Genomic DNA, 24,588 nt, shown 5'->3' with positions numbered 1-24,588 from the left:
GCCTCGATGCGCCCACCCCGATGGAGCAGATCATGAAACTCAAACTCGGCGTCATTTCCCTCCTGCTGGCGACGTCCACTTCGCTGTGGGCCGGCGGCACCGCCACGCTGGAAACCACCAGCGACGGTAAAAGCTATCCGTCGACGATCGAGTACGACGGCAAGGGTTCGCTGCGCGTCGACAGCAGCGAGCAGCAGAACGGCTATCTGCTGGTGCGCGACAACAAGGCCTACAGCGTCGTCGTCAACGACGGCCAGACGATGGTCATCGATCTCGCCAGCACGATGAAGATGCTCGGCGGCCTCGCCAAGCAGAACAGCAGCCAGGGCGCGACCGCGGGCAATGAAGTTGCGCGCTTCATCAGCCTCGACAAGACCGGCGCCAGCGAGACCGTCGCCGGCATTTCCGGCAGCGTCTACAACCTGACGTTCGTCGACGACGAAGGCCAGCAGCGCACCGAAAGCCTGGTGCTCAGCAAGGATGCGCGGGCGCGCGAACTGACCAAGGCGCTGACCACGATGGGCCGCCAGATGGCGAAGTCCGCCGGCGTGCCGGAGCCTGAAGGCACCGCGAAGATGTACGCCGAGATCGACGGCAGCAAGCAGGGCGTGCTGCGTTACGGCTCGGATTTCCGCGTCGCCTCTTTCGGCGGTGAGCCGGCATCGTCGCGCTTCGCACTGCCGGCGCAGCCGCAGCAGATGCCGAATCTCTCCGACCTGCTGGGCGGGGTCACTGGCGGTTCCGCGTCCGCGGGCGCTTCGGCCAACCTCGACGCCAGCGCGGATGCCGGCGGCTCGGCAAGCTCGGGCGGTTCCAATCCGCTCAGCGATCTGTTCGGCCAGAAGACCCAGCGCCAGGCGGATCGCGTCGAGAACAAGACCGATCAGAAGGTCGATGAAACGACCGACCGCGCGGTCGACAAGGTGCTCGACAAGGCGCTCGGCAAGCTGTTCGGCGACTGATCATTGGGGCAGGGGCCGCAAGGGCGGGAGACTCGAGTCTTCCGCCCTTTGCTTTTTGGGGTCCCGCAAAGCCTATGCGCTGCCAAACAGGCCTTGATGCGCAAGGCCGAGGTATTCCTTGATCGCGCTCTGACTGCGTAGCAACGCCGCCCGTTGCGGCAGCAGCGCACGCAGACCGCGCGATTGACCGAGCGCCTGATCGAAATCGCTGGGGGCCGCGATCACGTCCAGGTTCAACGCAGCGGCATTGGTCATCGCCCGCGGCATGTGCAAGGCCGAAGTCACCAGCAGTACGCGCTTGACGCCTTGTGCGCTCAGCATCGGCGCGGCCGCGCCGATGTTCTCGCGCGTGTTGCGCGCGGTGTCTTCGACGAGGATCGCCGAATCGGGCACGCCCAGCCCGATCAGCTGTTCGCGCATCCGCGCCGCTTCCGTCTGGCCGTGCTCGTCGATGCGGCCGCCGCTGACCAGCAGCAGCGGCGCACGTTGCGCCGCGTAGAGCGCGGCGGCAAAGGCGGTGCGGCTGCAGCGCGCAAGCTCGGTCTCGCACTCGGGCCGCAGGCCGCGCGGATCGCCGCCCAGCAGCAGGATCGCGTCCGCGGTCGGCGCGTTCGGCGGCGCCATCAGCAGATAACGCGATTCGAGCGCGAGGGTGATCCTGTCCGCGGCGAACGGGGTGGCCCACAACCACAGCCAGCCCAGCCCGGCGAACGCCAGGCCGAGCGCAAACCGCCGGCGCCGACGCCACAGCAACACCGCCAGCAGGCCGGCGCCGATCGCGATGCCGGGCGGCATCAGCAGCAGAGTCAATAACTTGAGCAGGCTCACCGATGGATTGTCCGCAACGCCGCCGCGCCTAGCAATGTCCTCACAGGTTCATGAAGGCGACATAGCCTGCCCGCATGAGCGTGCTCGAATGGTCCGAGTTCTTCAGCTATGTGGTGACCGTCATCGGTCTGCCCGGGGCGATCTACGTATTCGTCCACGAGCAGCGCAAGGAGCGCCACAACGAGGAAGAGGAAATCCATCAGCGCCTGTCCGACGACTACATGGATTTTCTGCGGCTGGTGCTCGATCACGCCGATCTGCACCTCCTGCGTCGCGAGAGCCGCGCGCTGCCGCTGAACGAAGAGCAGCAGGAGCGGCGCGATGCGCTGTTCGGCATACTGGTGTCGCTGTTCGAGCGCGCGTACCTGCTGGTTTACGAGGACGAAATGTCGCGCAAGACGCAACGCCTGTGGAAGTCCTGGGAGGACTACATGCGCGAATGGTGCCGGCGCGAGGACTTCCGTGCGGCGCTGCCCGAGTTGCTGCGCGGCGAGGACGAGGAGTTCTGCGCGCTGATCACGGGCATCGCCAGCGAGGAGCAGACCGGCAGAAAATCATAAGCAGCCGGAGATTCGCAATGAACATCAAGGCCTGGGCGGCCACCGAGGCCGGTGCCGCACTCAAACCGTTTGAATACGATCCGGGCGTGCTGCAGGCCGAAGACATCGAGGTTCACGTCGAGCATTGCGGCGTCTGCCATTCCGACCTGTCGATGCTGGACAACGAATGGCAGCGCACGAAGTTTCCGCTGGTGCCGGGCCATGAAGTGGTCGGCACCATCGTCGCGCGCGGCGACCAGGTCAAAGGACTGAACGTCGGCGATCGCGTCGGCATCGGCTGGTTCAGCGCCAGCTGCATGCACTGCGGCAACTGCCGTGCCGGCGATCTGCATTTCTGCCCGACCGGCGAGCAGACCATCATCGGCCGCCACGGCGGCTTCGCCGATCGCGTCCGCAGTCATTGGGCCTGGGCGGTGAAGCTGCCCGCGACCATCGATCACAAGGCCGCGGGACCGCTGTTCTGCGGCGGCATCACGGTGTTCAGCCCGATCGTCGAGTTCGGCGTCAAGCCGACCGATCGGGTCGGCGTCGTCGGCATCGGCGGCCTCGGCCACATGGCGATCCAGTACCTCAACAAATGGGGCTGCGAGGTCACGGCGTTCACGTCGAACGGGGCCAAGCATGCCGAAGCGCTCTCGCTCGGCGCGCACAAGGCGGTGTCGAGCACCGACAAGGCAGCGCTCAAGGCGCTGGTCGGCAAGCTCGACTTCGTGCTCGTCACGGTCAACGTCAATCTCGAATGGGCGGCGTATCTGCGCACGCTGGCGCCGCGCGGCCGCCTGCATTTCGTCGGCATGGTCGCCGAGCCGCTCGGCCTGTCGGGCATGCAGCTGGTCGGCAACCAGCGCAGCGTGTCGGGCTCTCCGCTCGGCCGGCCGACGACGATTGCGACGATGCTGGAGTTCTGCGCGCGCCACAAGATCGCACCGCAGGTCGAGCACTTCCCGATGCGCGAGGTCAACGCGGCGCTCGATCACCTGCGCAGCGGCAAGGCGCGCTATCGCATCGTGCTCGATGCCTGACGCCAAAGAAAAGGCCCACGAACCTGCGTTCGTGGGCCTTGCAACGAAGCCGCCTTCGCTCAGATGCGATAGGTCAGGATGATGCCCAGCGTCTGCACGTTGGCGTTGAGATCGAACAGCTGGTAGTCGAGGCCGATGCTGAGGTGCTGGTCCAGGCCGTACTGCGCCGACGCGCCGAACAGCCAGGAATTGTCCTTGGCATCAATGCTGAAGCTCTCGCCGTCGATCGTGTAGTCGACGTCGTTCGACAGACCGGCGAAGTAACCGCCGCGTACCTTGAGCATCCAGTTGCTGAGCTCGACCTGCGCCGTCGCCGCGACGGTGGCACCGAAGCCCACCGACGGATACTCATCTTCGATCAACTGCTGAAGACGCGCCTCGTCCGGATCGATCGCGGTGAACGCGAAATCGTAGTCGCCCAAATCCTCGGCGCCGACTTCGATACCGAAGTTCGGCGTCAGGTCGTAACCGACACGCAGGCTGTACTGCTTCGGGTGCTTGTCCCACTCCGTCACCTGCAGATCGCCGCCGGCGGGCTCCAGCACACGCTGCAGATCGCCGCGTGAGTTGATGTCGCTGATCGTGCCGCCCGAACTGAAGACGACCGTCCAGGGCGAGCGCGATTCCGCGGCGAGCAACGGCGCGGTCCAGGCCATCGTCACACCGACCAGCGCGAAGACGCACAGGGCGCTCGCGACCGGCAGACGCCGGCGCAGAGCCGCCAGACCGGCCAGCAGGCCGATCATCAGCGCACCGAAGGCACCGCCGCCGCTGCCGCTGACCGTCTTCGGCTTCATGATCGCCGGCAGCGAAGGATCGACGATGACACCGTTGGCAACACCATCGACGTCGTACGGGCCGCCGTCTTCGAGCGCAAAGGTGACGATCGTCTTCTTGGTGCCGACGTTGTTGAGCGCAACCGCCACGTTGTCCCACTCGCCGGTCAGGCGGTTCTTCTTGAGCAGGCCGTTGATCTCGGGATCGAACGGCATGTGCAGTTCGAAGGTTTCGACCGTACCCGGCGTCACGCCAAGCGCGGTGAAACTGACGCCCGAGAACGGCGCAATCGTGTTGGCCGGGAAATCTGCCGGCACATCGACCGCGGTGACGACGCTGAGCTGACGCTCGCCAACGCTGACGACCGTGAAGTAGCTGTCTTCGTCGAAGGTTTTCAGCGAGGTCACGAACGTCTGGTTGGCGTCGGGCGTGCCGTCGCCGTTGCCATCGCCCTTGCCACTGCCCTCGGGATTCGGCACCTGCGACTCGACCGAGCGCATCACGCCGTCGTCGTCGACATCGCTGTCAGGCGTCGGCGTCGGCGAGGCGGTCGGACTTGCCGTTGGCGTGCCGGTCGGCGTCGCCGTTGCAACCGGCGTCGGGGTGGCGGTCGGGCCAGCAGTCGGAACCACGGTCGGCGTCGGTGTCGCCACCGGAGTGGCCGTCGGTACCGTGGTCGGAACCGTCGTCGGGGCGGAAGTCGGCAGCGCGGTCGGCGTGGCCGTCGCGGTCGAAGTCGGCGACGGGGTTGGCGACGGCGGGCATATCAACAGCTTGCCGGAGCCGCCCTTCGTCACCAAGCAGGGATCCTGCGTCGGCGTTGCAGTCGGCGATGGCGACGCACTGGGGCACGACAGCTTGCCAAGACCACCCTTGAGCGCGAGGCAAGGATCCTGCGTCGGGGTCGGCGTCGGCGTGGCCGTCGGCTCGATCGTCGGCGTCGGCGTCGGCGTCGCTGTCGGTTCCGCGGTCGGGGTCGGTGTGGCCGTCGGCTCCACAGTCGGAGTCGGCGTCGCGGTCGGTTCCACGGTCGGAGTCGGCGTCGCGGTCGGTTCCACGGTCGGAGTCGGCGTCGCGGTCGGAACCATCGTCGGCGTCGGCGTTGCCGTCGGGCACTGCACAGCAATCTTGCCGCCGCCTGCCTTGGCGACCAGGCAAGGATCCTGAGTCGGTGTGGCCGTCGGGGTCGGGGTCGGGGTCGGGATCACGATCACGATGCAGGTCGGCGGAAGGCCGCCGTTCGGGCACTGCGTCGGAACCACGATCGAGATGCAGCTCGGCGGAGTGCCGCCATTCGGGCACGGCGTCACGGCCGGAGTCGCCGTCGGAGTCGCCGTCGGCGCCACAGTCGGTGTCGGTGTCGGTGTCGGTGTCGGTGTTGCCGTGGCGGTCGGCGTCGCCGTCGGCAGGGTGAAGGTCGACAAGGTGATCTTGCCGTTGCCGCTGTTGCCGCAGTCGCTCGTCGTCGGTGAACCGATGAACGCGGCGCCTACGCTGCTGCCGCCGGCACCAGGACCGCTGGCCTGACCGCCGCCGCCGCCGTAGCGACCGCCGCCGCCACCGCCGCCGCCACTGCTCTCGTCGGTGGTTGCGCCTGCACCGCCTTGTCCGCTGCCGCCATTCGATCCATCGCCGTTGTTGCTATTGCCGCCGGAGCCACCAGAGCCGTTGCCGCCAGCCTGGGCGTCGTCGTTGTCGTTACCACCATCGGCACCCGCCGCCGCGCCATCGTCGCCGTTGGATGCACCGCCGCCGCCCGCCGCGATGATCTGGCGCGAGCTGGCACCGGCTGCGGCACTCAGGCTGCCGAAGTTCGCCGGATTGAGGAATACGCCGGTCCAGCCACCGCCGCCGGCACCGCCGACGCGATTGTTGCCATTGCGCTGATCTGTACCGCCCGAGCCGCCGCCATTGATTCCGCCGGCACCGCCAGTTCTTCCATTGCGGTCGGCGCCTCTGCCACCGATGGCGAAGCCAAGCACATCGCCGGCCTGGACCATGATGGCGCGAGAAACGCTGGCGCCGTTGCCGCCCTGGTCATCCGTATTGACGTCACCGCCTTCCGCACCGCAAGCCGTGACCGTGATCGAGGTCAGTCCGCTCGGTATCGTGCAGGTCGTCAGCGCCGTGGCCGGGTTGACCGTGGTAATGGTCATGCCGCTGGTGCAGGCACCGAGATCAACCTTCTCGTCTACCGTGATGCTGCCCGCGCCTTCGGCGCCCGAACAGGCATGCAGCGCGAGCGTCAGCAGCGAGGTGGCGACTACCTTCGCGGCAACGCCCACGGTCTTGTACGTGGCTTGGTATTTCATGATGAACGCCGGCCCCACCGGTTATTTCGACGATTGCGATGGAACCGTGACCGAAACCGGCCCTCAGCCCCTCGATTGATGTGCGGACCGCGCTTTTTTTACTCAACTTCCCCGCGCGCAGACCGCTTTGCGGCGCGACTGTGACAGGAGTGTTATTGGGTAGATATCCCCTAGCTGGGGGATCAGTCGCGGCGATTTTTGGCGCAATCTGCTTGCTGTTATTCTTATAAATCAGACAGTTACATGTAACAAACTGTCAACTTTTGTGACGCAAGATTTATTTTCGCGGACAGGCGCCGCCCGGCTCGCTCCAAAGCGAACCGATCCGCGGCGGCGCCCGGTCGTGCGATGCGCAAAAAAATGGAAGCGCGACATCGCCGCGCTTCCTAAGCCCGCAGACCGCCCCCCGACGGTCGTGCGAGTGGGACAGAACCCGCCTTACTGCATCCGCTCGATCCGCAGCACGCGCGCGCTGTTGATTGCGGGGATGTTCACTTCAATGCCTGCGCGCAACTGTTCGGCGCTATACGTCAGCACCCTGGTTTCGTCCGGCGCCTCCAGCAGGCGGTAGTTGCCGGCCGGCACATTGCGCAGGCGGATCCTGCGCTGGGCTTCGCTCGTGTCCTGCCGGTAGACGAACAGCGCACCACGGCCCTGTTCCGGATTCCAGGTCTGGAATGCCGCCCAGTTGTCGCCGCTGTACGGGTCTTCGTCGGTCAGTGGATAGGTGAACGTCGCGAGGTCCGGGCGATGCGCCTTGTAGTAGTCGGTCCAGACGCGGATGCGCGGCACGATCGCTGCCGGCACGTCGCGCAGGTCGTTGAAGAAACTGATGTGCGACAGCAGCGCGACGCTCATCTGGTAGTCGACCGAGTACTTGTCGAGATCGCCCGTGCGCAGCGCGGCGCGGCCGAGCGCGTGCGGCGGCACCCAGGGCGTCAGCACCCAGTTGGCGTGCAGGGATTCATTCGGCGCCGGCGAGCCGTTCTGGTACCAGGTGGGCCCGCGCACCAGCGCCTCGAACGGGAACAGCCGGTAGTCGTTGGTCTCGTCCATCTGGATCGTCACGTCCGGATGATCGGCCAGCACGCGGTCGAGCATGCGCATGAACGACTCGCGGTAGCCATACAGATCGACGGTGTTGATGCCGACGCAGTCGAGCCAGGCGGTGAAGTCGAACTTGAAGTAGCGCACGCCCCACTGCTCGATCGCGATGCGGATGCGCTCCTCGATGTGATCGATCGCCTTTCTACCGTCCAGCGCGACTGCCTCCGGATTCCACTGCACGATGCCGGCTTCGCTGGAACTGTCGTAGGGCTGCGCCTGGTTGGCGAGCAGCAGCGCCGCGCTGAGCGGCAGGCATATCCACTCCGGATTCTCGCGGAAGGCCAGAGAGGTCGGGTGGAAATGCAGCGGCGACATCCACAGGCCAAGCCGCATGCCGGCCGGCTCAAGCTTTTCGCGCACCGCCTTGAACTCCGCATCCGGGAAGCGCGGCGCGAACTTCGGATCGCTGCCGCGGCGCGGCTCGGTGCAACGCTCGTCCGGCACGTCGGCGTCCGGGCACCAGTCGCCGGAGCGCGCCTGCCAGCCGTCGTCGAAGACGAAGGTTTCGATGCCGATCTGCTTCGCGGTCTCAAGCTGGACCAGGAAGGTCGCGAAGTCCATGTCGTCCTTGGCGCCGGTCGAGATGACGTTGTCGTCAACACCGTTGGAGTTGAACACGACCGCGCGCGGATACTTCGGCATGCGCAGCGACAGGTACTTGTAGTGCTGCCAGGCTTCGTCGTCGCCATCGACGCCGACGCCGGTGAAGACCGACTCGAGCTGCAGCGGCTGGCCCGGCAGCACGATGCGCGTGCGGCCAACACCGCCGCCGAGCGGGTTGCCGATGTGCAGCTGCTCTTCAAGCGGGCCGAGGTAGATGATGTCGCGCGCCAGATCGACGCCGGCGCGGGCGCGGCCACCGGAGAAGCTCATCGTCGACGACGGCAGATCGTTGCGTTCAAGCACGTAGAACAACCGGCGGTTGTCGCTGTCGCGCAGCGACAGCCATTCCGCAGTCTCGGTCACATCAGTGCCGGACGTGGTCTTGCGCCAAGTGCCGAGCTGCGCGTCGCCGACGACCAGCGGCGGCCCGGCCCATTCCGGTTCGCGCCAGTCGGCGCCGGCGCGAAAGGCATGCAGGTCGGCCGTCAGGCCATCGCCTTCGGGCTGCGCCTGATCCAGCGCGTAGCCCGTAATGACCAGCGGCACGATGGTTTCGAGGCGCGTCTCGATGCGCATGCCGGCGATGCCGGGATACATCTCGAAGGTACGCGTCACCAGCGTGTTCGGCGGCAGATTCGCGCCGAGCAGGTTCGGGGCGAGCGACATCGTCAGGCGCACACTGCCGCTCGCGGTCGTCTCGCTCTGCATGCCGGCCGTGCTGAGGTTGTAGTTGTCGGCGGCCAGTGGCAGACCGAGCACGCTCAACGAGAAATCCGCATCGTCGATTGCCCAGATCTTGCCGGTGCGCAGATCCTTCAGCGATTCGGTACGCACCAGCGGCGAGTGCGTCCAGCTGCGCTCGATCAAGCCGTTGCCGAGCACGATGCGTTCATCGTCGATGCGCAGCTCGACGCCGCCGCCAGTGCCGGGGATTGCCGAGGGCATCGGTGTCGGCACGCCGGCCGAAGGGGCTTCGCTGCTGCCGCAGCCGGCGAGCACGCTCAGCAGCGCAGGCACGAGCCAGCGAGTCCTCGTCGTCATCGCGTACTCCCGGCGTCGCAACCGAAAGCTGCGGGCGCGGCGCTGCTGATCGACGGCGGCGGCGCGTCCGCGCCCCAGCTCGCGCTCGGCAGTGCGCTCGTGTGCAGTGTGATCGTCGCGGCTTCGCGCGGCAGGATCAGCCAGGGCTGCGGCAGTTCTGCGCCATTGACGCTCAGGCCGTCGACGAAACTGTTCAGCGGCCCTGCGCCCGGCGCCTCGATGACCAGTGGCGCGCGCGGCCGTTGCAGCGTGACCTTCGAGAACACCGGCGAGCCGACGACGGCGAGCGGCGTGCCCGGATTCATCGGATACAGGCCCATCATCGTCCAGGTCAGCCAACCGGACAGCGCGCCGAGATCGTCGTTGCCGGGCAGGCCCAGCGGCGTCGGTGCGTAGATGCGCGCGGCATTGCGCGCGATAAGCTGCGCCTTCCACGGCGCGCCGATGTAGTTGTAGACGTACGGCGCCTGCAGATCGTGTTCGTTGCCGGGCGCGTACTGGTTGCCGTAGTACAGCGTGCCGAACACGCTGAGCTGGCCCTGCACGAGCGGCCAGACCGCCGGCACCAGATTCAGCGGCAGCGCGAAGAACTGATCGAGGCGGCGTTCGACATCGGCGTTGCCGCCCATGCCGGCGACGAGGCCGGCGTAGTCGTGCATCGTCAGCCAGGAGTACTGCCAGGACGTGCCTTCCTGGAAGCCGTAGTTCAGCTCCGGCAGGAACGGCGTCAGCCAGCTGCCGTCGTCGTGGCGCGGGCGGATGAAGCCGCTGGCGGGGTCCTGCAGGTTGCGGTAGTTCAGCGACTGCTGCGTCAGGCGGCTCGCTTCTCCGCTGTTGCCGATACTGTCGGCCATCATCGCCAACGCGAAATCGGCAATGCCGTACTCGAGCGTCGTGCCAGCCACGCCGGAACCGCCGGCGATCTCTTCGAAGATCGATCCCGGCCGGTCGACCGGGATGTAGCCGAGCGCAATGCGTTCGCGACGCCCGGCTTCGAGCGACTGCATCGCGTCGAACAGTGCATCGCGTTCGCTGGCGTTGAGCAGGCCGCGGCACCAGCCCTCGCCGATGAACGGAATCACCGGATCGCCAGACATGTGGCTCGCATCGCGCGGCCCCTGCTGCCAACGCGGCAGCGCACCGGCCTGCTGATGGAAGGCGAGCAGCGAGCGCAGCATGTCGCGGTAGCGAATCGGCTGCAGCTCGGCGAGCAGCTGGTTCTGGCCGCGATAGCTGTCCCACAGCGAATACTGGCTGTAGTGCGGACGCGTATCGCTGTGCACCTGGCCGTCCGGTCCGCGATAGCGGCCGTCGACATCGCTGTGCAGATTCGGGAACTGCTGCACGCGCATCAGCGCGGTGTAGAACGACCGGCGCTCGGTCTCACTGCCGCCTTCGACCAGCACGCGCGCGAGTTCGCCTTCCCAGGCTTCGCGCGTCGCGGTGCGCACGGCGTCGAAATCCCAGCCGGGAATCTCGGCATCGAGATTGCGCCGCGCACCTTCGACGTCAACATAGGAGATGCCGATCTTCAACTGCAGCGGCGCCGACAGGCCATCCGGAAAGTCGAGCAGCAGTTTCAGCTCCTCGCCGCTGACGGCAACGCCGTCCTCGAGCACGCTGCCGTCCGCCGTCGACGCGACATACGGCGCATCGAGCCGCGCCGCGAAGTAGAGCCTGTAGTCGTCGCCGGTTTCGATGAAGCCGCTGAGCAGTCCGTCGGCATCGCGCTGCGCCGTCGCCGGCCGGTAGCCACCGAGTTCGCGCGAGACGTCGAGCAGCACGCGCGGTGCGCCAACCGTGTAGGTGTAGCGATGCAGCGCCGCGCGCGTTGTCGCCGTCAGCTCGGCCTTGACGCCATAGCGCAACAGGTCGACCGCGTAGTAGCCCGGCTCGGCGGTCTGCAGGATCGGCAGCATCGGCGACGCGTAGGCCGGCACGTTGCTCGGCCAGCCGAGCTGCGACAGATCGCCCGGCATCAGCGCGCCGGTGAACGGCAGCAGCGGAAACTGGCCACCCTTGTAGACGCCGGCCGACATGTGCACCTGCGAGAAGCCGGTGACCAGCAGGTTCTGCACTGAGTAGCCGCCGTAGTTCAGCGGCCCTTCGGTATCCGGCCCGACATGCACCATGCCGAACGGCGCATAGGGGCCGGGATTCACAAAGCCGGGTGGGAACGTGCCGACGAAGGGATCGACATAGCGCGTCAGGCCGGCGGACGGCGGTGCTGGATCGCTGATCGAGCCGGGAATGTTGTCGGGTTGCGTGGGACCATTCGTGGCTTGCGGGCCGCCGTCCGGCGTTGCCGAACCGCCGCAGCCGGCGAGCAGCGCAACGGCGAACAGTGCGGTCCCGAGACTGGCGCGCGTCATGGCGAACCCACCGGCATCTTCCAGCGACCCGTGTTGCCGTGTGCATCGACGGCCTCGGCCGTCAGCGTCGACACATCGCCGGCGATCGTTGCGCTGTAGACCGCGACGAGTTGCTCGTCGCGCACTTCGATGCGCGGCGTCGACGCAGTGGCGCTTGCAGCACCGATCTTCAGCGTCACACTGCCGGCGCGCACCGGCGCCTGCTGCTCGGAGCGGACATCGACGTCGATCAGCCGGTACTTGTCCGAGCTCGGCGGATACGACAGCGTCACCTCGACGCGATCGCCGACACGCTGCGGCGCGGAGATGTAGACATACGGCGACGGCGTCACCGCGAAGGCCTGCGAGCGCAGGCTGTAGGCGTCCTGCGCCTGGCCCTGCACTTCGATGCGATAACGGCCCAGCGGCCAGTCGACCGGCGCCTCGAAATCGATCTGCCACAGGTGCTGCGCATTGATCAGACGGTAGCCGAGGTGCATCTCGAAATAGCTGTCGATGATCTCGCCGTTGCGGCGCTTCATCGGCTCGCAGGCTTCGCCGGATTCGTCGCAGCGCAGCAGCGTGGCTTGCGGCAGATCGACAAGCGGATCGCCGCCCTGCCAGGCGAAGCGTGCGGTCTCGAAGCGCTCGATCTCCTGCGGCTCGATCACCGCGGCGCCGGCGTTCAGTGCCGGCAGTGCAAGAGTGGGCAGCGCGACGTTGAGCAGATTGCTGTACTGGATCTCGAACTCGTTCGGCGGCGGCAGATCGGGACCATCGACGACCTTGAGCAGCTCGCTCGTCGCATCGAGCAACCGCGCGCCGAGCTTCCAGCCCCAGAACGTCGTCGTGCCTTCGGTGCCGCCCATTGCCCAGTCGTCTTCTTCGGGCGCGAGGATGTAGCCGACGTGATCCTGCGAGTAGCCCCAGATGAAGGTGTCCTTCGCAGCGAAGCCCTGTTCCTGCGCCCGCGCCAGCAGTCGCACGCCGTATTCGGTCAGCGGCTCGCCGGGCTGGATCAGCAGATGCGCGTCGCCGATGCGCGCGACCGAGATGCGCGTGTCCTGCGGCACGAACGCGCCGTTCTCGGCAACGCCGTTGTCGAGCAGGTCCCAGGGATCCGGCGGCGGCGCCGGCAGGCACAGCGGCAACGGCAAGGCGTTGCATTGCGCGGCACCCCAGGGATACGGGTACTCGCTGCCCTCGTAACCGAGCGATTCGCGGTTGAGGACGACGCGCTGCGTCACCATTCGCAGCACCGGCGCACTGTCGAAATTGTCGATGCCGTCATAGATCGCGCGCACCTGCGGCGCGAGCAGCGCGCCGAAGCGCTCGATGCGCTGCAAGGTCGGGCCGCCGTCGGCGCGTGGGCTGACATCGCCGCCGGCCGCCTGTACCAGCATCGCCAGCACCGGCGTGTCGAAGCTCTGCTCGACCGCACGTTCGGCGCCGCCAAGCACGTCGCCGGAGAAGTACTGGTTCTCGACGTCGAAGGCGATGCCGTGCGCGGCGTAGTTCATGACGACCGCGAGCGGTTCGCCGTCGGCATGGTCGATGCGCAACACGCCGATGCGTTCGCGCAGCGCGTTGTTGGCGTCGAGGTCGTAGCTCGGCAGCCGGTCGCGGCGGAAGGAGTTGAGCTTCTTCGGCCCTTCAAGCGGATTCTCGTAGCCTTCCTGCGCAGAGCCGTAGCCGAAACGCGCCGGCACCATCGCCTCTTCGCGCACGGCCTGTTCAACGACATCGGCGATGCTGTCGACCAGCGCGGCGTACACCGCCGGCTGGTAGATGTCGGTCGCCAGCCAGAAATAGCGCGTCGAATGATTGGCGACCGCGCCGGGCCCATCATGCGTATGCGTGCCGGACATGATCAGGCTGTCGTGCAGATCGATGCCGGTGCGCATCTGCACTTCGTCGGCGACACCCTGCACGAGTTCGTCGAGCATAGCGATCAGATCGGCCTTGACCAGCACCAGATACTGGCTGCCGTTCTTCAGCGCGACGGCCTTGACGTTGAGCGAGTCGTAATAGCCGCGCGACGGCGGCGACAGCTTGGCGTACGGCGAGTGCAGCACGCGCAGCTCTTCCGGAATCGCGAAGAGCGGCGTGCCGTCGTCGGCCTGCGCCGGCAGGAAGTTCAGGAACTCGCCGAAGAACGGCGCAAAGTCGGCCTCGGCGAACTGCTGCAGTTCTTCCAGATATTCGCCGCCCACCGGCGGCCGCAGATAACCGCCCAGCGGCACGCCGACCGGCACCCGCAGCAATCCCTTCGCGACACCCGCGCGCAGTCCGCCTCCGGGCACCGCTGTCGGCGTCGGTCCGCTGCCATCAAGTGGCTGCGAATCGCCGCAGGCGACCAGCAGCAGCGCCGCCAGCAGCATCGCGGCCAGGCTGCGCACAGGTCCCCTCACCTTCTTCTCCCCTGCGTTCACTCAACGTCCCCACGCTGGTAAAACCGCTGTCTCAAAAAGCAGGGCCCGCGAACTCGCCCCCCGACGAGTCCGCGGGCCTGCCCCTACCGCAACACAGTGGTGCCGCTGTTGCCGTCCTGGTCGAACACCCGGATCACCACCTGTTCCCCTGCCGCCAGTGACACGGCGGCGCTACACCGGTGCTGTGCATCGCAGCTCGCCGGTGCCGACTCCCCAACATCCAAACCGTCCGCGCCCTGCACGCTGACTTCGGCGCGCTCGAACACACCGCTACGCGCCCACGGCCGGAACGAGCAGGTGTCGCAGATGCGCGGATTGTCGTTGTCGGCGACGAACTTCAGTCCGCCCGCATAACTGCGCGGGTACTCGACCGCCGGCACCGAGAAACTGACGCGGCCGTTGGCAAGCTGCGCGTCCGCGATCGCGATGCCGTCCCACGGCTTCACCTCGAACGGCTCCGAGCAGAACGCATAGGGCGTCGTGCTCATGTTCTGCCGCGACGCGCCGTCGACGCAGAAGCGATAGCGGCCCGGCGCGGTGCTGCCGAGACGCTGCGGAAATGCGGTGTACGCCTCGAAGCTCGCGGTCCAGAACCATTCCTGCAGGCCGGCGTAGGTGCGCAGCACGCCCGGCACGCCGTCCGGGAAGTCGACCTGCACGGCCACTTCGCCGGTCTGGCCGGCCACCGCCTGCCACTGCGCCGCTGCAGTCTCGGTCTCGATGCGCACACGCGGGTTGTCGACCGCGGTCGAGCCGCCGCGCCAGCGGAAGTTCGCGGCGCTGAAGCGGGTGATGCTCGCCGGCTGGTCGATCGGTTCCGGCGTGCCGGCGTCGTTGGGCATCGCCGCCTGCCAGGTGTCGTAGGCCGCGCCGCTGAGAGTGCCGACCGTCGTCGCCAGTACCTGCTGGCGCACTTCGTCGACGGTCGCGAGCAGGTCGAGCGGCTCCGGCTCCAGCTCCGGTCCGCCCTGCAGCGCGGCGGCCATGCGGACCAGGCGCGTCGCCATGTAGTCGGCGGTGTGCGGGCCGTAGGCGGTCAGCGCCTTGCGGTAGCTGTCGCGGCTCATGTACTCGCGATACGACAGCGTGTAACCGTTGTAGTCGCCGGCATGGCCGACACCGACCGCGAGCCTGTAGCCCGGCGTGCCGAGATCCTGGATCTCCTCGCGCGTGAAGTTGCCGTACAGCGTCGCGATGTCCGGCGATTCGGATTCCGCGGTCAGCGCGTTCGCCGGTGCGTCCCAGCCGCGTGCGTCGTTGTGCACCTGCGCGCGCATGTGCGCGATGGCCTCCGGCTCGAAATTGTCGCCCGGGATCACGTCCGGATTGTTTTCCGGATCGGCCGGATCGAAGTAGGCCTTCTGGATCGCACAGGCCTGGGCGTAGGCCGGATCGCCGGCGTAGTCCGGCAGCAGGCAGGCCCAGTCGAATCCGGCGTAGATGTCGCCGGCGCTGTCGTTGAGACGCGATTCAAGATTGAGGATCAGATCGACCTGCGCCTCGCAGGCGCAGGACGCCAGCAGCACATCGCCGAGCCGGAAGGCCTGCAGCCGCAGACGCAGGTTCTCCTCGACGACACCGACGCTCGGCGCGGAGTAGTGATCCGGCACCGGAATGCCCTCGGCCTTCAGCGTCGCGTAGATCTGCGCGGTGATGCCGGTCAGCGGGTTCTCGCCGGGGATGCCGTTGCGCGAGCAGTCCGGCAGGCCGAGCACCGGCACGCCGACATCGCCGCCGAACGTCAGCTCGGTGCTGCAGTTCGACACCGTCGGCAACGGGTGCGACAGCGGACCCGGCACCCAGGCGTTGCGGTAGTCGACGGTGAATGCATCCGACAGCGGCACGCGCGCATTGCCGGCACCGATCGCGTTCCAGGCCTCGAGGATGCCGTCGGCGAGGAAGCGCACGTTGCGCTCGGTCTGCACATAGCCCTTGTGGTTCCAGTCGCGCAGCGTGCCTTCGCCCTGCGGGCAGTCGTCGCGGGTCGGCGCTTCGGCGTCGCCGGGCCATTCGCCGCAGATGCGTGCGTCGTCATCGAGCAGCTCGCGCGCGTCGCCGGTGTTCTCGGAACTACCGACGTCGCCTTGGCTGAACACCAGCGGCGCGCCAAGGTCTTGCTCGACGTAACGTTCGAGCGGGCCAAGGTAGTCGGCGCTGTGATAGTTGTAGGCATCGAGGCTTTCCGGATGCTCGCCCCAGTTGACCCAGACCGCGAGCGGCCGCGGCTGCGCCGGATTGCTGATGTCGTCGAAGCGCATGACGACGAGGCCGTGATCGCCGAACTCGGTCGGATAACCGGCCGGCGTGCCGTCGATCGCCGTCGCGGTGCGCACGACATTGCCCTTGTAGACGCGATGCTGGATTTGCGTCGCGCCCATGCGCGCCGGCTTGAGGTTCGCCGCCGCGGTTTCGATTGCCGCCGCCATCTTGCGCGCCTGGTTCTCGAAGAAGCGTGCGTCGTAGACGTCCTGGAACAGGAACAGGCCGGCGGCGAGCGTCGACGAATAGGACGAGCTGTGGTTGTGCGTGACGTGATAGAGGATCTGGTCGTAGCCGATGCCGGAGTCGCCGCCGTCGAGCAACTGGCCGACGCGGCGCAGCAGCATGTCCTGCGCCAGATAGTTGTCGGTCTTGAGCAGCGCGATGCGCTTGCCGTCGCCGCCTTCGACGACGATCGCGCGCGCCGTCAGGCGCGACTGCACGCCGATGCTCGCGTGCTTGAGCTTGTGGGTCAGGAACGGATCGAACTCGCCATTGATCAGGCCGCCGATCGTGTCGGTCGCGTAGTCGCAGTACTGGCCGGCGCAGTAGCCGACGTCCGGCGTCATGTCGACGACGCCGACACCGGCGCGCACCTTGCCCGGCACCGGGCCTGCCGTCGGCGCGGGCGTCGGGCCAACACCGCCGCCTCCACCGCCGCCGTCGACCGGCGATGACGAGCCGCAGGCCGCCAGCGTTGCGGCGAGCGCGACGGTCCAGAGAATCCTGCTCGACAGCGATGCGATTCTGATCATGGCGCGGGCACCACCAGAGCCTGGAGCGGGAAGCGCGCGACGTTGGCGTACGGCTCGGCCAGATTGCGCGGCCGCGCGGCCGGCACGATGAACTGCCACTGCTCGCCGTCGACTTCGGTCAGCGTCAGCGGCGTCAGGGCGTTGTCGGTGTCGTGCGTGACGAAGAAGTGCACGCCGTGGGCAGCGTAGGCGCCCTGCCTCTGTGCGCAGCTCAGGTCGGCGTACTGCAGATTGTTGTTGCCGGTGGCCGCACGCGCGCGCGCGACGTAGGCATTGCGCACCCGCGCATCGGCGGAGTTGTCACCCGGATATGGCCGCCGCACCGGATCGTCGCCGGTGCCGTCGTCGAGGCAGGCGTCGTCGCGGTAGTACGGCACGACCAGAGGATTGAGCAGCGACGTCGCGCCGCGGATCAGGAAGGTGTAGACCAGCGCGCCGCTGTTGCCCTTGCCCGACACCTGTTCCCAGTTGTCGAAGGCCAGCGGCAGATTGAAGGTCGGATCCGGCACGTCGACGAAAGCCGGGCAGCGGCCGTCGGCATTCGGCGGCGAGATGCCGTCCGACGACGGGCAGAAGCCGAACAGCGGCGCGAAGCCGTCGACGTTGCCGAGATCGTCGTTGATGCCGTCGATCGGCACGCCCTGCGGACGCAGGATCGTGTAGTAGCGGCCGCGCTCGACGCCGGCGGCGGCTTCGCTGGCGGTCGGCACCATCGCCGAGCGGTTGTAGTCCCAGGACGTGTAGAGACCATCCGGCGGAATCGGATGCACGCGCAGCCGGTAGCGATAGCTGATGGCGTCGCGATAGAAGGTCTCGGTCTTCGTGACGTTGGTGCCGGAGTCCGCGCCCCAGGTTTCGCGGATGCAGCGCACCGGGCCGCAGCGTTCGCCGAGCAGGCTCGCGTTGCCTTCCCAGTTGACCTGCTCGTCCTCGAAGCCGACCAGCGAGATCAGCGAGTCCGGCGACTGCTGGAAGGCGCGGCCTTTCCAGCGGTCGATCAGGTCGGGCCGCGTGTTCCAGTACGGCTCGTTCGCAGCGAGGCTCGGCACGACGGCGTTCGGCGCACGGATGCGCAGATCGCGCACCATCCAGCGGCCGCTCGCCTGCCAGCGGTAATTGGCGGTCGTCACGGTCAGGCCGTCGCGCGGGAAGCGATCCGTCGATGGGCAGGTGTAGCCGCCCTGCTCGCCTTCGTTGGCGGTGCACGCGGCATCGTTGCCGAAATACTGTTCGAGGCTGTCGACGCAGATCGTGCCGGTGAGGTTGGCGCCGTAGTTGGTGTTACTGGTGCCGAGCTTCTCGTCGTCGCTGTCGGCAAACACATTGCGATCGATCCACTGATCGGCATTGCTCATGCGCGTGTAGCGCACGTAGTGCTGGCCGCTAAACGCCGGCGCGCTGTTCTTGCGGAACAGGTAGACGGTGCGCAGCGTGGCCGGTGACAGCGGATCGATGAGATTGACCTGCTGTCCGCTGCCGGCGCGGGTGCCGGCCGGGCGGCTGCCGGAGGGCGCGATACCCCCCGCATCGGCCGCCATGAAGACGACTTCATCGTCGGCGTCGAGGCCTGCAACCGGATCGGCCACCGGCGCGGCGACGCCTTCGTTGGCACCGTCGTCGCTATTGTTGCCGTCGTATTCCGTGCTGCAACGGCCCTGAGTCTTGCCCCAGGACTCGACGTCCCAGACGTAAGTCGTCTCGGCGTCGGTGCCGGAGTAGATCGAGAACGTGCTGTTGCCGTTGGCGAGGAAGTACGGCATGCGCTCGTCGACCTGCAACGGAATCTCGACCCAGGCGTTGTTGCGCCAGGCATAGGCGGCGATCTGGTTGACCGGCACGCCGGAAGCGCCCACGCCGGCAAGCGGGTAGATCAGCTGACCGTTGTGCGCGTCGCGGATCGCGTGGCCGCCGGGGACCAGCGTACGCAGCAGCTCGATGATCGGATTGCAGACCTCGTCGAGCGGCGACGGGCACTGCTCCAGCATCGCGCCCGACGGATACAGATGCGGAATGCCCGCGGCCGCCGGCACCGACCATGCGGTGATCTGCGCGCCCTGCAGGACGACGGCCTCGGCGTTGCGATTGGCCGATACGGCCTGCAGCAGGACTTCCGGCAGACCCTGGCTCAGACCGAGCAGGGTCTGCGGATCGCGCGCCTCGGCGAGTTGCGCGATGTTCGCGGCAAAGTTCGTCAGCGCGTTCTGCAGGGCGCTGGCGCCGGCTTCGACATCGCCGCGCAACACGGCGTCGATCAGCTCGTGGCTGTCCGCGCCCAGATCGGCGAGCGCGCCGAGCACGCCTTCGCCGCGGCCGACATCGGGCGGGATCGGGGTCGCGGTTGGGGTTGGGGTCGCAGTCGGCGTAGCGGTCGCGGTCGGGGTCGCCGACGGATTGCCGGTGGGCGTCGCCGTCGCGGTGGGGCTTGCGGTGCCCGTCGGCATCGGGGTTGGGGTTGGTGTCGCCGTTGCGCCGCCGCTCGGTGTCGCCGTTGGCGTGCCGGTCGGATTGGCGGACGGCGTTGGCGTCGTACCGGGAATCGGGGTGCCGCCCGTGGTCGGCGTCGCGGTGGCTTGCGCCGTCGGGGTTGCCGTAGCGCCCGCGGTCGGTGTGCTGCCGGGCAGCGTCGGCGTCGCAGTGGCTGTCGGAGTCGATGTCGGTGTCGGCGTCGGATCGACGTCGCCGCCATCGCTGTTCGAATTGCAGGCGGCCAGCAGCACGCTGAGCGCCAGCGTCATCGGCGCGCGCAGTTTCAAGGCACCGCTCCTTGCGCCGGCTCTGCATCGCCGAGCAGATCGCAGAATTCTTCCGGCAGCTGGCCCAGCGAGCGGCACAGCCCTTCGAGCGGCGTCTGCGGATCGAGCAGCTGGCAGAACACCTGCGGCGCGCCGGCTTCCAGGCAGTTGTTGGCGAACGAGGTCTGCACGTACTCGAGATTGCGCGCGATGTCGGCAATCAGGCAGTCGGTGCTGGAGATGCCCGGCGCGGCGCAGGCCCGCAGGTAGTCCGGCAGATAGGTCAGCGGATCGGCGTCGAACAGCGGGATATAGGCCTGGATGCGCAGCAGCGGCGCGGTCAGAGGTCCGAGCGAAACGAATTCCTCATAGCCGGTGAACGGAATCAGCAGACCGGTATTGCCGGACGCGTCGATGTAGCTGAATTCCTCTTCGGGAATGATGTAGCCGAAGCTGTTCTGCGTCAGCCCGAACAGCATCGTCGTCGCGCCCGGATTCGCGGCTTCCGAAACCTGGCGGATGAAGTTGCCGAAGGTGTTGGTGGATTCGCCCGGAATCGTCGCGATCTCGAGGCCGCCGGCGCCGCCGAGCGACACGCGCGTCACCAGCGACTGCGCGACGGTCGGCACCTGGCCGATCTCGGTCTGCACGTTGCCGAGGATGTCGCCGAGCACCGGAATGCCGGTGAGCTGCTCCGGCGTGAAGTTGTAGTAGCGGTTGAAGGCGCCGACCGGCGCCACCGCGAGGAACAGCGGATTGGTCACCGGCAGCGTGACGTTGACGCTGCGGATCTCCAGCACCGGCGGCAGCGGCCGGGCGTTCTGCGCCAGCGCGAAGTTGGCGATCGCTTCGCCGCGGCAGCGCACGCTGTCGTAGGGATTCGGTTCTTCGAAGGTACAGCCGCCACCGGCGCCGGACGCGTCGGCAATCGGGCCGTTGTAGTACATGCCGATGCCGCCTTCGCGCTCGAGCCGTCCCATCGCGCCGTAGATGTAGTCGGCGTGCGGGACACGCGGGTCTTCGTCGATGCTGGTCGGATGCGCGGCGTACTGGAGGATCTGCGAGATCGGCTTGCGCGTGCGGGCGTTCTCGAAACGCAGCAGCGCCATGTGCGCATCCGCATCGGCATCGACCGTCACGCGCGGGCGACGATAGTTGTTGAAGTCGTTGGTCTCGCCGCTGGCGATCGTCGCGTTGGCGCGCTGGCGATAGGTGATCGCCTCGGTCACCGCACGCGCGGCACCCGCATAGAGCTGATCCTGGATCCACTGGATCGGCACACCGCCCCACAGACCCTGCAGGTCGGCGCCGGCATGACTGTGGGTCTGGCCGAACAGGATGTGCTCGCGATCGACGCACCAGTCGAGCGCGCAGCTGGCATCGACGATCGCGGTACGCAGTCCGTCCTGGATCAGGTTGCCGGCACCGATCGCGTCGAGGGAGACGAACACGATGCGCGTCTCGCCCTGCGACAGCGCGGTCACGCGCACATAGGTGTTCTCGGTTTCCCGGTAGCGCGCCGACACGTAGACCGGCTCCTGCGCCGGCTGGGTCAGGCTGCTGCCGAAATCGGCGAAGGGGCTGGGCAGGTTCTGGATCGGGTTGATGCCGAAGCCGCCGAGGTTGAACTGCTGGGTCTTGGAGCCGATGTAGAGACGCTCTTCGATGACGCCGTCGATCTCTTCCTGGGTCGGCGTGACGACAACCTTCGCGGCGCCCGCGCACCAGTCCTCGGCGCTGCAGGCATCGGCGGCGTTAGGCGGTTCGGTCGGGCCGGCGGTTGGATTGGGCGTCGCGCTGGGGCCGGGGCCGGTCGTCACCGCCGAACTTTGCCCGCAAGCCGCGAGCGCCAGGCTCAGCACCAGTACCGACAGTTGTATCCGCATCGACTCACTCCACAGCGACCGCACCACCAAGACCCTGAGTCCGGTGCCGGAAAGCCTGTGTTCGGTCGCCTGTTGCGTGTCCCATGCACGCCGCCAACGCGCATCCGCGGCCATAGGCCGGGCGCGACGCCACTGTCGAAAGTCAGGCCCAAAACCGGGCCGCAACCGATCGACAGCGCATCCATGCGCGTTGCGGGGGGAACCGCTGCAACAACTCCTCACACGGGGTTGAGTCGCGACCGGCGCTGTACATTGCGCGGCCTGCGCCCACTCCTTCCGTTCGCACCATCACCGGCCGTCGTTTGGATCTGACCGGTTCTCGCCCGCCGACGTTTAATGTGCAGACCCTGCGGAAAATCGGCTGGACTGTCCGCCGGGGTCCGGCAATGCGGGTCGGCTTTTCCGCATTGCAGCTGCATTCTGGGCCGCTGGCGAGCCCGGGGTCTTGACGAAACCCGCCTATTGATTGCGAAATCACGCCACTGTGCCTGTCGCCCCATCCCCCCAGAAACCGCCCGGCGTGATCGCCGCTCTATACGCCCGTGGTCTGATCGACTACCTGCGCGGACGTGGCGTCGACCCGATGGCGCTGTATCCGGCGGAGCGCGTTCAGCAGCTCGAGGCCACGCGCGGCCACGAGGAGATCTCGCTGACCGAGTGGATTTGCATGTTCGACCGCGCGATCGACCACACCGGTGAAACGGACCTGCCGCTGAAGGCCGGTGCGTCGCTGCATGTGCGCCACCTGGGCGTGCTCGGCCATGTGCTGATGAACTGCGCGACGCTCGGCGAAGTGGCCCAGCAGCTGGTGCGTTACATCCGCCTGCTCGGCCAGATCGGCCAGCCCAAGCTGACGCTCAACGGCGCGCAGGCGCACCTGGAGTGGATCTGGCCGCATTCGACGCCGGCTTCGCCGTCGGTCGCCCAGTTCATGCTCGGCGCGCGCGCGATGTTCATGCGCTGGCTCAGCGACCGTCCGGACCTGCGCTACGACGCCGACTTTCACTTCGAGCAGCCGGCCGACCTGACGGCCTATCAACGCATCTTCGGCGGCGAGCTGCGCTTCAACCGCCCCTGCAGCGCGATGATGTTTCCCGCCAGTTACTTGGACCTGCCGGTCGCCAGCGCCGACGACGACCTGCGCCAGCAGGTCGAGGCGCGCGCGCAATCGCTGCTGCGCACATTGTCCGGCGAGCCGCCGTTGCTGACCGAACTCAAGGGCGTGCTGGCGCGCAATCTGGCCAATGGCCGCGTCTCGCTCGAGGCCGCCGCCGACGTGCTGCAGCTGTCGTCGCGCACGCTGCAGCGCCGCCTCGGCGACCTCGACCGCTCGTTCCAGTCGGTGCTCGACGAAGTGCGGCTGCATGCCGCGGAAACCCTGTTGCGCGACGTCGGCATCTCGCTGACCCAGATCGCCTTCCTGCTCGGGTATACCGAGCAAAGTACTTTCCACAACGCCTTCCGGCGCTGGACCGGCCATTCGCCGGGCAGCTGGCGCAAGGACCATGCAGGGTCACATTAACCGTCCGGCCGAAGCGATCTTGCGGTGCAACATCCGCAGGCGTAAGGTGCGCGCCGCATGAAGATCATCATTCTCGGCGCCGGTCAGGTGGGGTCCACGCTGGCTGAAAACCTGGCCAGCGAACAGAACGATGTCACGGTCGTCGACATCAATCCGGTGGCGCTCGAGGATCTGCAGGAACGCCTCGACATCCGCACGGTCACCGGCCATGCCTCGCACCCGAGCGTGCTGAGACTCGCCGGTGCCGACGATGCCGACATGATCATCGCGGTCACCAGCAGCGACGAGACCAACATGCTGGCGTGCAAGATCGCCAACACGCTGTTCAACACGCCGACCAAGATCGCCCGTGTCCGCGCGACCGATTACCTGAAGGAAGAGAAACTGTTCGCCGCCGACGCCCTGCCGGTGGACATGCGCATCTCGCCGGAACAGCTCGTCACCGATCTGATCCAGCGCCTGATCGAATATCCCGGCGCGGTTCAGGTCGTCGAGTTCGCCGACGGCCGCGTGCGCCTCGTCGGCGTCAAGGCCTACTACGGCGGCCCGCTGGTTTCGCGCCAGCTCAAGGAGCTGCCGCAGCATCTGCCGGGCATCGATGCGCGCGTCGCCGCGATCTACCGCCGCGGCCGGCCGATCATTCCGGAAGGCGATACCGTCATCGAGGCGGAAGACGAAGTGTTCTTCGTCGCCGCACGCAATCACATCCCGAAGATCATTGCCGAGCTGCGCCGCCTCGACAAACCGGTCAAGCGCGTGATGCTGGCCGGCGGCGGCAACATCGGCCTGCGCCTGGCCAAGGCGCTCGAAGCGAGCAAGATCCAGGTCAAGATCATCGAGAAGTTCAAGGATCGCGCGGTGTTCCTGGCTCAGCAGCTGCAGCACACCATCGTGCTGACCGGCGACGGCGCCAACGAATCGCTGCTGCGCGAAGAGAACATCGAGGATGTGGATGTCTTCTGCGCGATCACCAACGACGACGAAGCCAACATCCTCTCGGCGATGCTCGCCAAGCGGCTCGGCGCACGCAAGGCGCTGTGCCTGATCAACCGCCTGTCGTATGTCGATCTGGTCGAAGGCGGCAGCATCGACATCGCGATCTCGCCGCAGCAGTCGACCGTCTCGGCGCTGCTCGCGCGCGTGCGGCGCGGCGACGTCGTGCGCGTGCACTCGCTGCGCCGCGGCGCCGCCGAGGCGATCGAGGCCATCGCGCATGGCGACCGGCACAACTCCAAGGTTGTCGGCCGCCGCCTCGAAGAGATCAAGCTGCCGCAGGGCACGACGATCGGCGCCATCGTGCGCGGCGACGAAGTCATCATCGCGCACCACGACACCGTCATCGAAGCGGAGGATCATGTGATCATGTTCCTCGTCGACAAGAAGCGGGTCCGCGAAGTCGAGAAACTGTTCCAGGTCGGGCTGAGCTTCTTCTAGCCGCG

Annotated in this window: 13 protein-coding genes; 5 read left to right on the top strand and 8 right to left on the bottom strand. The window is 67.2% G+C overall.

Annotation, left to right across the window (positions count from 1 at the left end):
- Positions 1 to 32: 32 nt before the first annotated feature.
- The gene (locus AC3WUF_RS16035) at positions 33 to 962 is read left to right on the top strand and encodes a hypothetical protein (RefSeq protein WP_492427404.1); all 930 of its coding nucleotides are present in this window, start codon (positions 33 to 35) and stop codon (positions 960 to 962) included.
- Positions 963 to 1,034: 72 nt separating this feature from the next.
- Here AC3WUF_RS16035 and AC3WUF_RS16030 read toward each other — a convergent pair whose 3' ends face one another.
- The gene (locus tag AC3WUF_RS16030; protein WP_492427402.1) at positions 1,035 to 1,790 is read right to left on the bottom strand and encodes a YdcF family protein; all 756 of its coding nucleotides are present in this window, start codon (positions 1,788 to 1,790) and stop codon (positions 1,035 to 1,037) included.
- Positions 1,791 to 1,864: 74 nt separating this feature from the next.
- On the opposite strand from AC3WUF_RS16030, the gene AC3WUF_RS16025 reads away from it, so the two are divergent.
- The gene (locus tag AC3WUF_RS16025) at positions 1,865 to 2,350 is read left to right on the top strand and encodes a hypothetical protein (protein ID WP_492427400.1); all 486 of its coding nucleotides are present in this window, start codon (positions 1,865 to 1,867) and stop codon (positions 2,348 to 2,350) included.
- Positions 2,347 to 3,372, top strand: a complete 1,026-nt coding sequence (gene ahr / locus AC3WUF_RS16020; RefSeq protein ID WP_492428413.1) for an NADPH-dependent aldehyde reductase Ahr — start codon at positions 2,347 to 2,349, stop codon at positions 3,370 to 3,372. Before AC3WUF_RS16025 ends, ahr begins: the two co-directional genes overlap by 4 nt.
- Positions 3,373 to 3,431: 59 nt before the next feature.
- Here ahr and AC3WUF_RS16015 read toward each other — a convergent pair whose 3' ends face one another.
- The 7 genes from AC3WUF_RS16015 to AC3WUF_RS15985 form a co-directional block, all read right to left on the bottom strand.
- Positions 3,432 to 6,461: a choice-of-anchor U domain-containing protein gene (locus AC3WUF_RS16015; protein WP_492427398.1), complete on the bottom strand. Its 3,030-nt coding sequence runs from the start codon at positions 6,459 to 6,461 to the stop codon at positions 3,432 to 3,434.
- Positions 6,462 to 6,899: 438 nt separating this feature from the next.
- On the bottom strand, positions 6,900 to 9,212 hold the full coding sequence (locus tag AC3WUF_RS16010) for an alpha-galactosidase (protein WP_492427396.1): 2,313 nt from the start codon (positions 9,210 to 9,212) through the stop codon (positions 6,900 to 6,902).
- Positions 9,209 to 11,584, bottom strand: coding sequence for a GH92 family glycosyl hydrolase (locus tag AC3WUF_RS16005; protein WP_492427394.1), 2,376 nt, complete (start codon positions 11,582 to 11,584; stop codon positions 9,209 to 9,211). Before AC3WUF_RS16005 ends, AC3WUF_RS16010 begins: the two co-directional genes overlap by 4 nt.
- Complete coding sequence (locus tag AC3WUF_RS16000; RefSeq protein WP_492427392.1) at positions 11,581 to 13,974, bottom strand: neutral/alkaline non-lysosomal ceramidase N-terminal domain-containing protein; 2,394 nt, start codon at positions 13,972 to 13,974, stop codon at positions 11,581 to 11,583. The genes AC3WUF_RS16005 and AC3WUF_RS16000 overlap by 4 nt, the downstream gene beginning before the upstream one ends.
- A 104-nt stretch (positions 13,975 to 14,078) precedes the next feature.
- On the bottom strand, positions 14,079 to 17,009 hold the full coding sequence (locus AC3WUF_RS15995) for a hypothetical protein (RefSeq protein ID WP_492427390.1): 2,931 nt from the start codon (positions 17,007 to 17,009) through the stop codon (positions 14,079 to 14,081).
- The gene (locus tag AC3WUF_RS15990) at positions 17,006 to 19,762 is read right to left on the bottom strand and encodes a hypothetical protein (RefSeq protein ID WP_492427388.1); all 2,757 of its coding nucleotides are present in this window, start codon (positions 19,760 to 19,762) and stop codon (positions 17,006 to 17,008) included. The genes AC3WUF_RS15995 and AC3WUF_RS15990 overlap by 4 nt, the downstream gene beginning before the upstream one ends.
- Positions 19,759 to 21,627, bottom strand: coding sequence for a hypothetical protein (locus tag AC3WUF_RS15985; RefSeq protein ID WP_492427386.1), 1,869 nt, complete (start codon positions 21,625 to 21,627; stop codon positions 19,759 to 19,761). The genes AC3WUF_RS15990 and AC3WUF_RS15985 overlap by 4 nt, the downstream gene beginning before the upstream one ends.
- 520 nt (positions 21,628 to 22,147) lie before the next feature.
- On the opposite strand from AC3WUF_RS15985, the gene AC3WUF_RS15980 reads away from it, so the two are divergent.
- A complete protein-coding gene (locus AC3WUF_RS15980) occupies positions 22,148 to 23,149 on the top strand; it encodes an AraC family transcriptional regulator (protein WP_492427384.1) in 1,002 nt (333 codons plus the stop codon).
- Positions 23,150 to 23,206: 57 nt separating this feature from the next.
- Positions 23,207 to 24,583 carry a Trk system potassium transporter TrkA gene (gene trkA / locus AC3WUF_RS15975; protein ID WP_492427382.1) on the top strand — a complete coding sequence of 459 codons (1,377 nt, stop codon included), beginning with the start codon at positions 23,207 to 23,209 and terminating at the stop codon, positions 24,581 to 24,583.
- Positions 24,584 to 24,588: the final 5 nt, after the last annotated feature.

Source organism: Fontimonas sp. FW305-C-3 (assembly GCF_058783185.1).
Note: the sequence above shows the minus strand (reverse complement) of the source record. Positions and strands in the feature narration are given on the sequence as shown.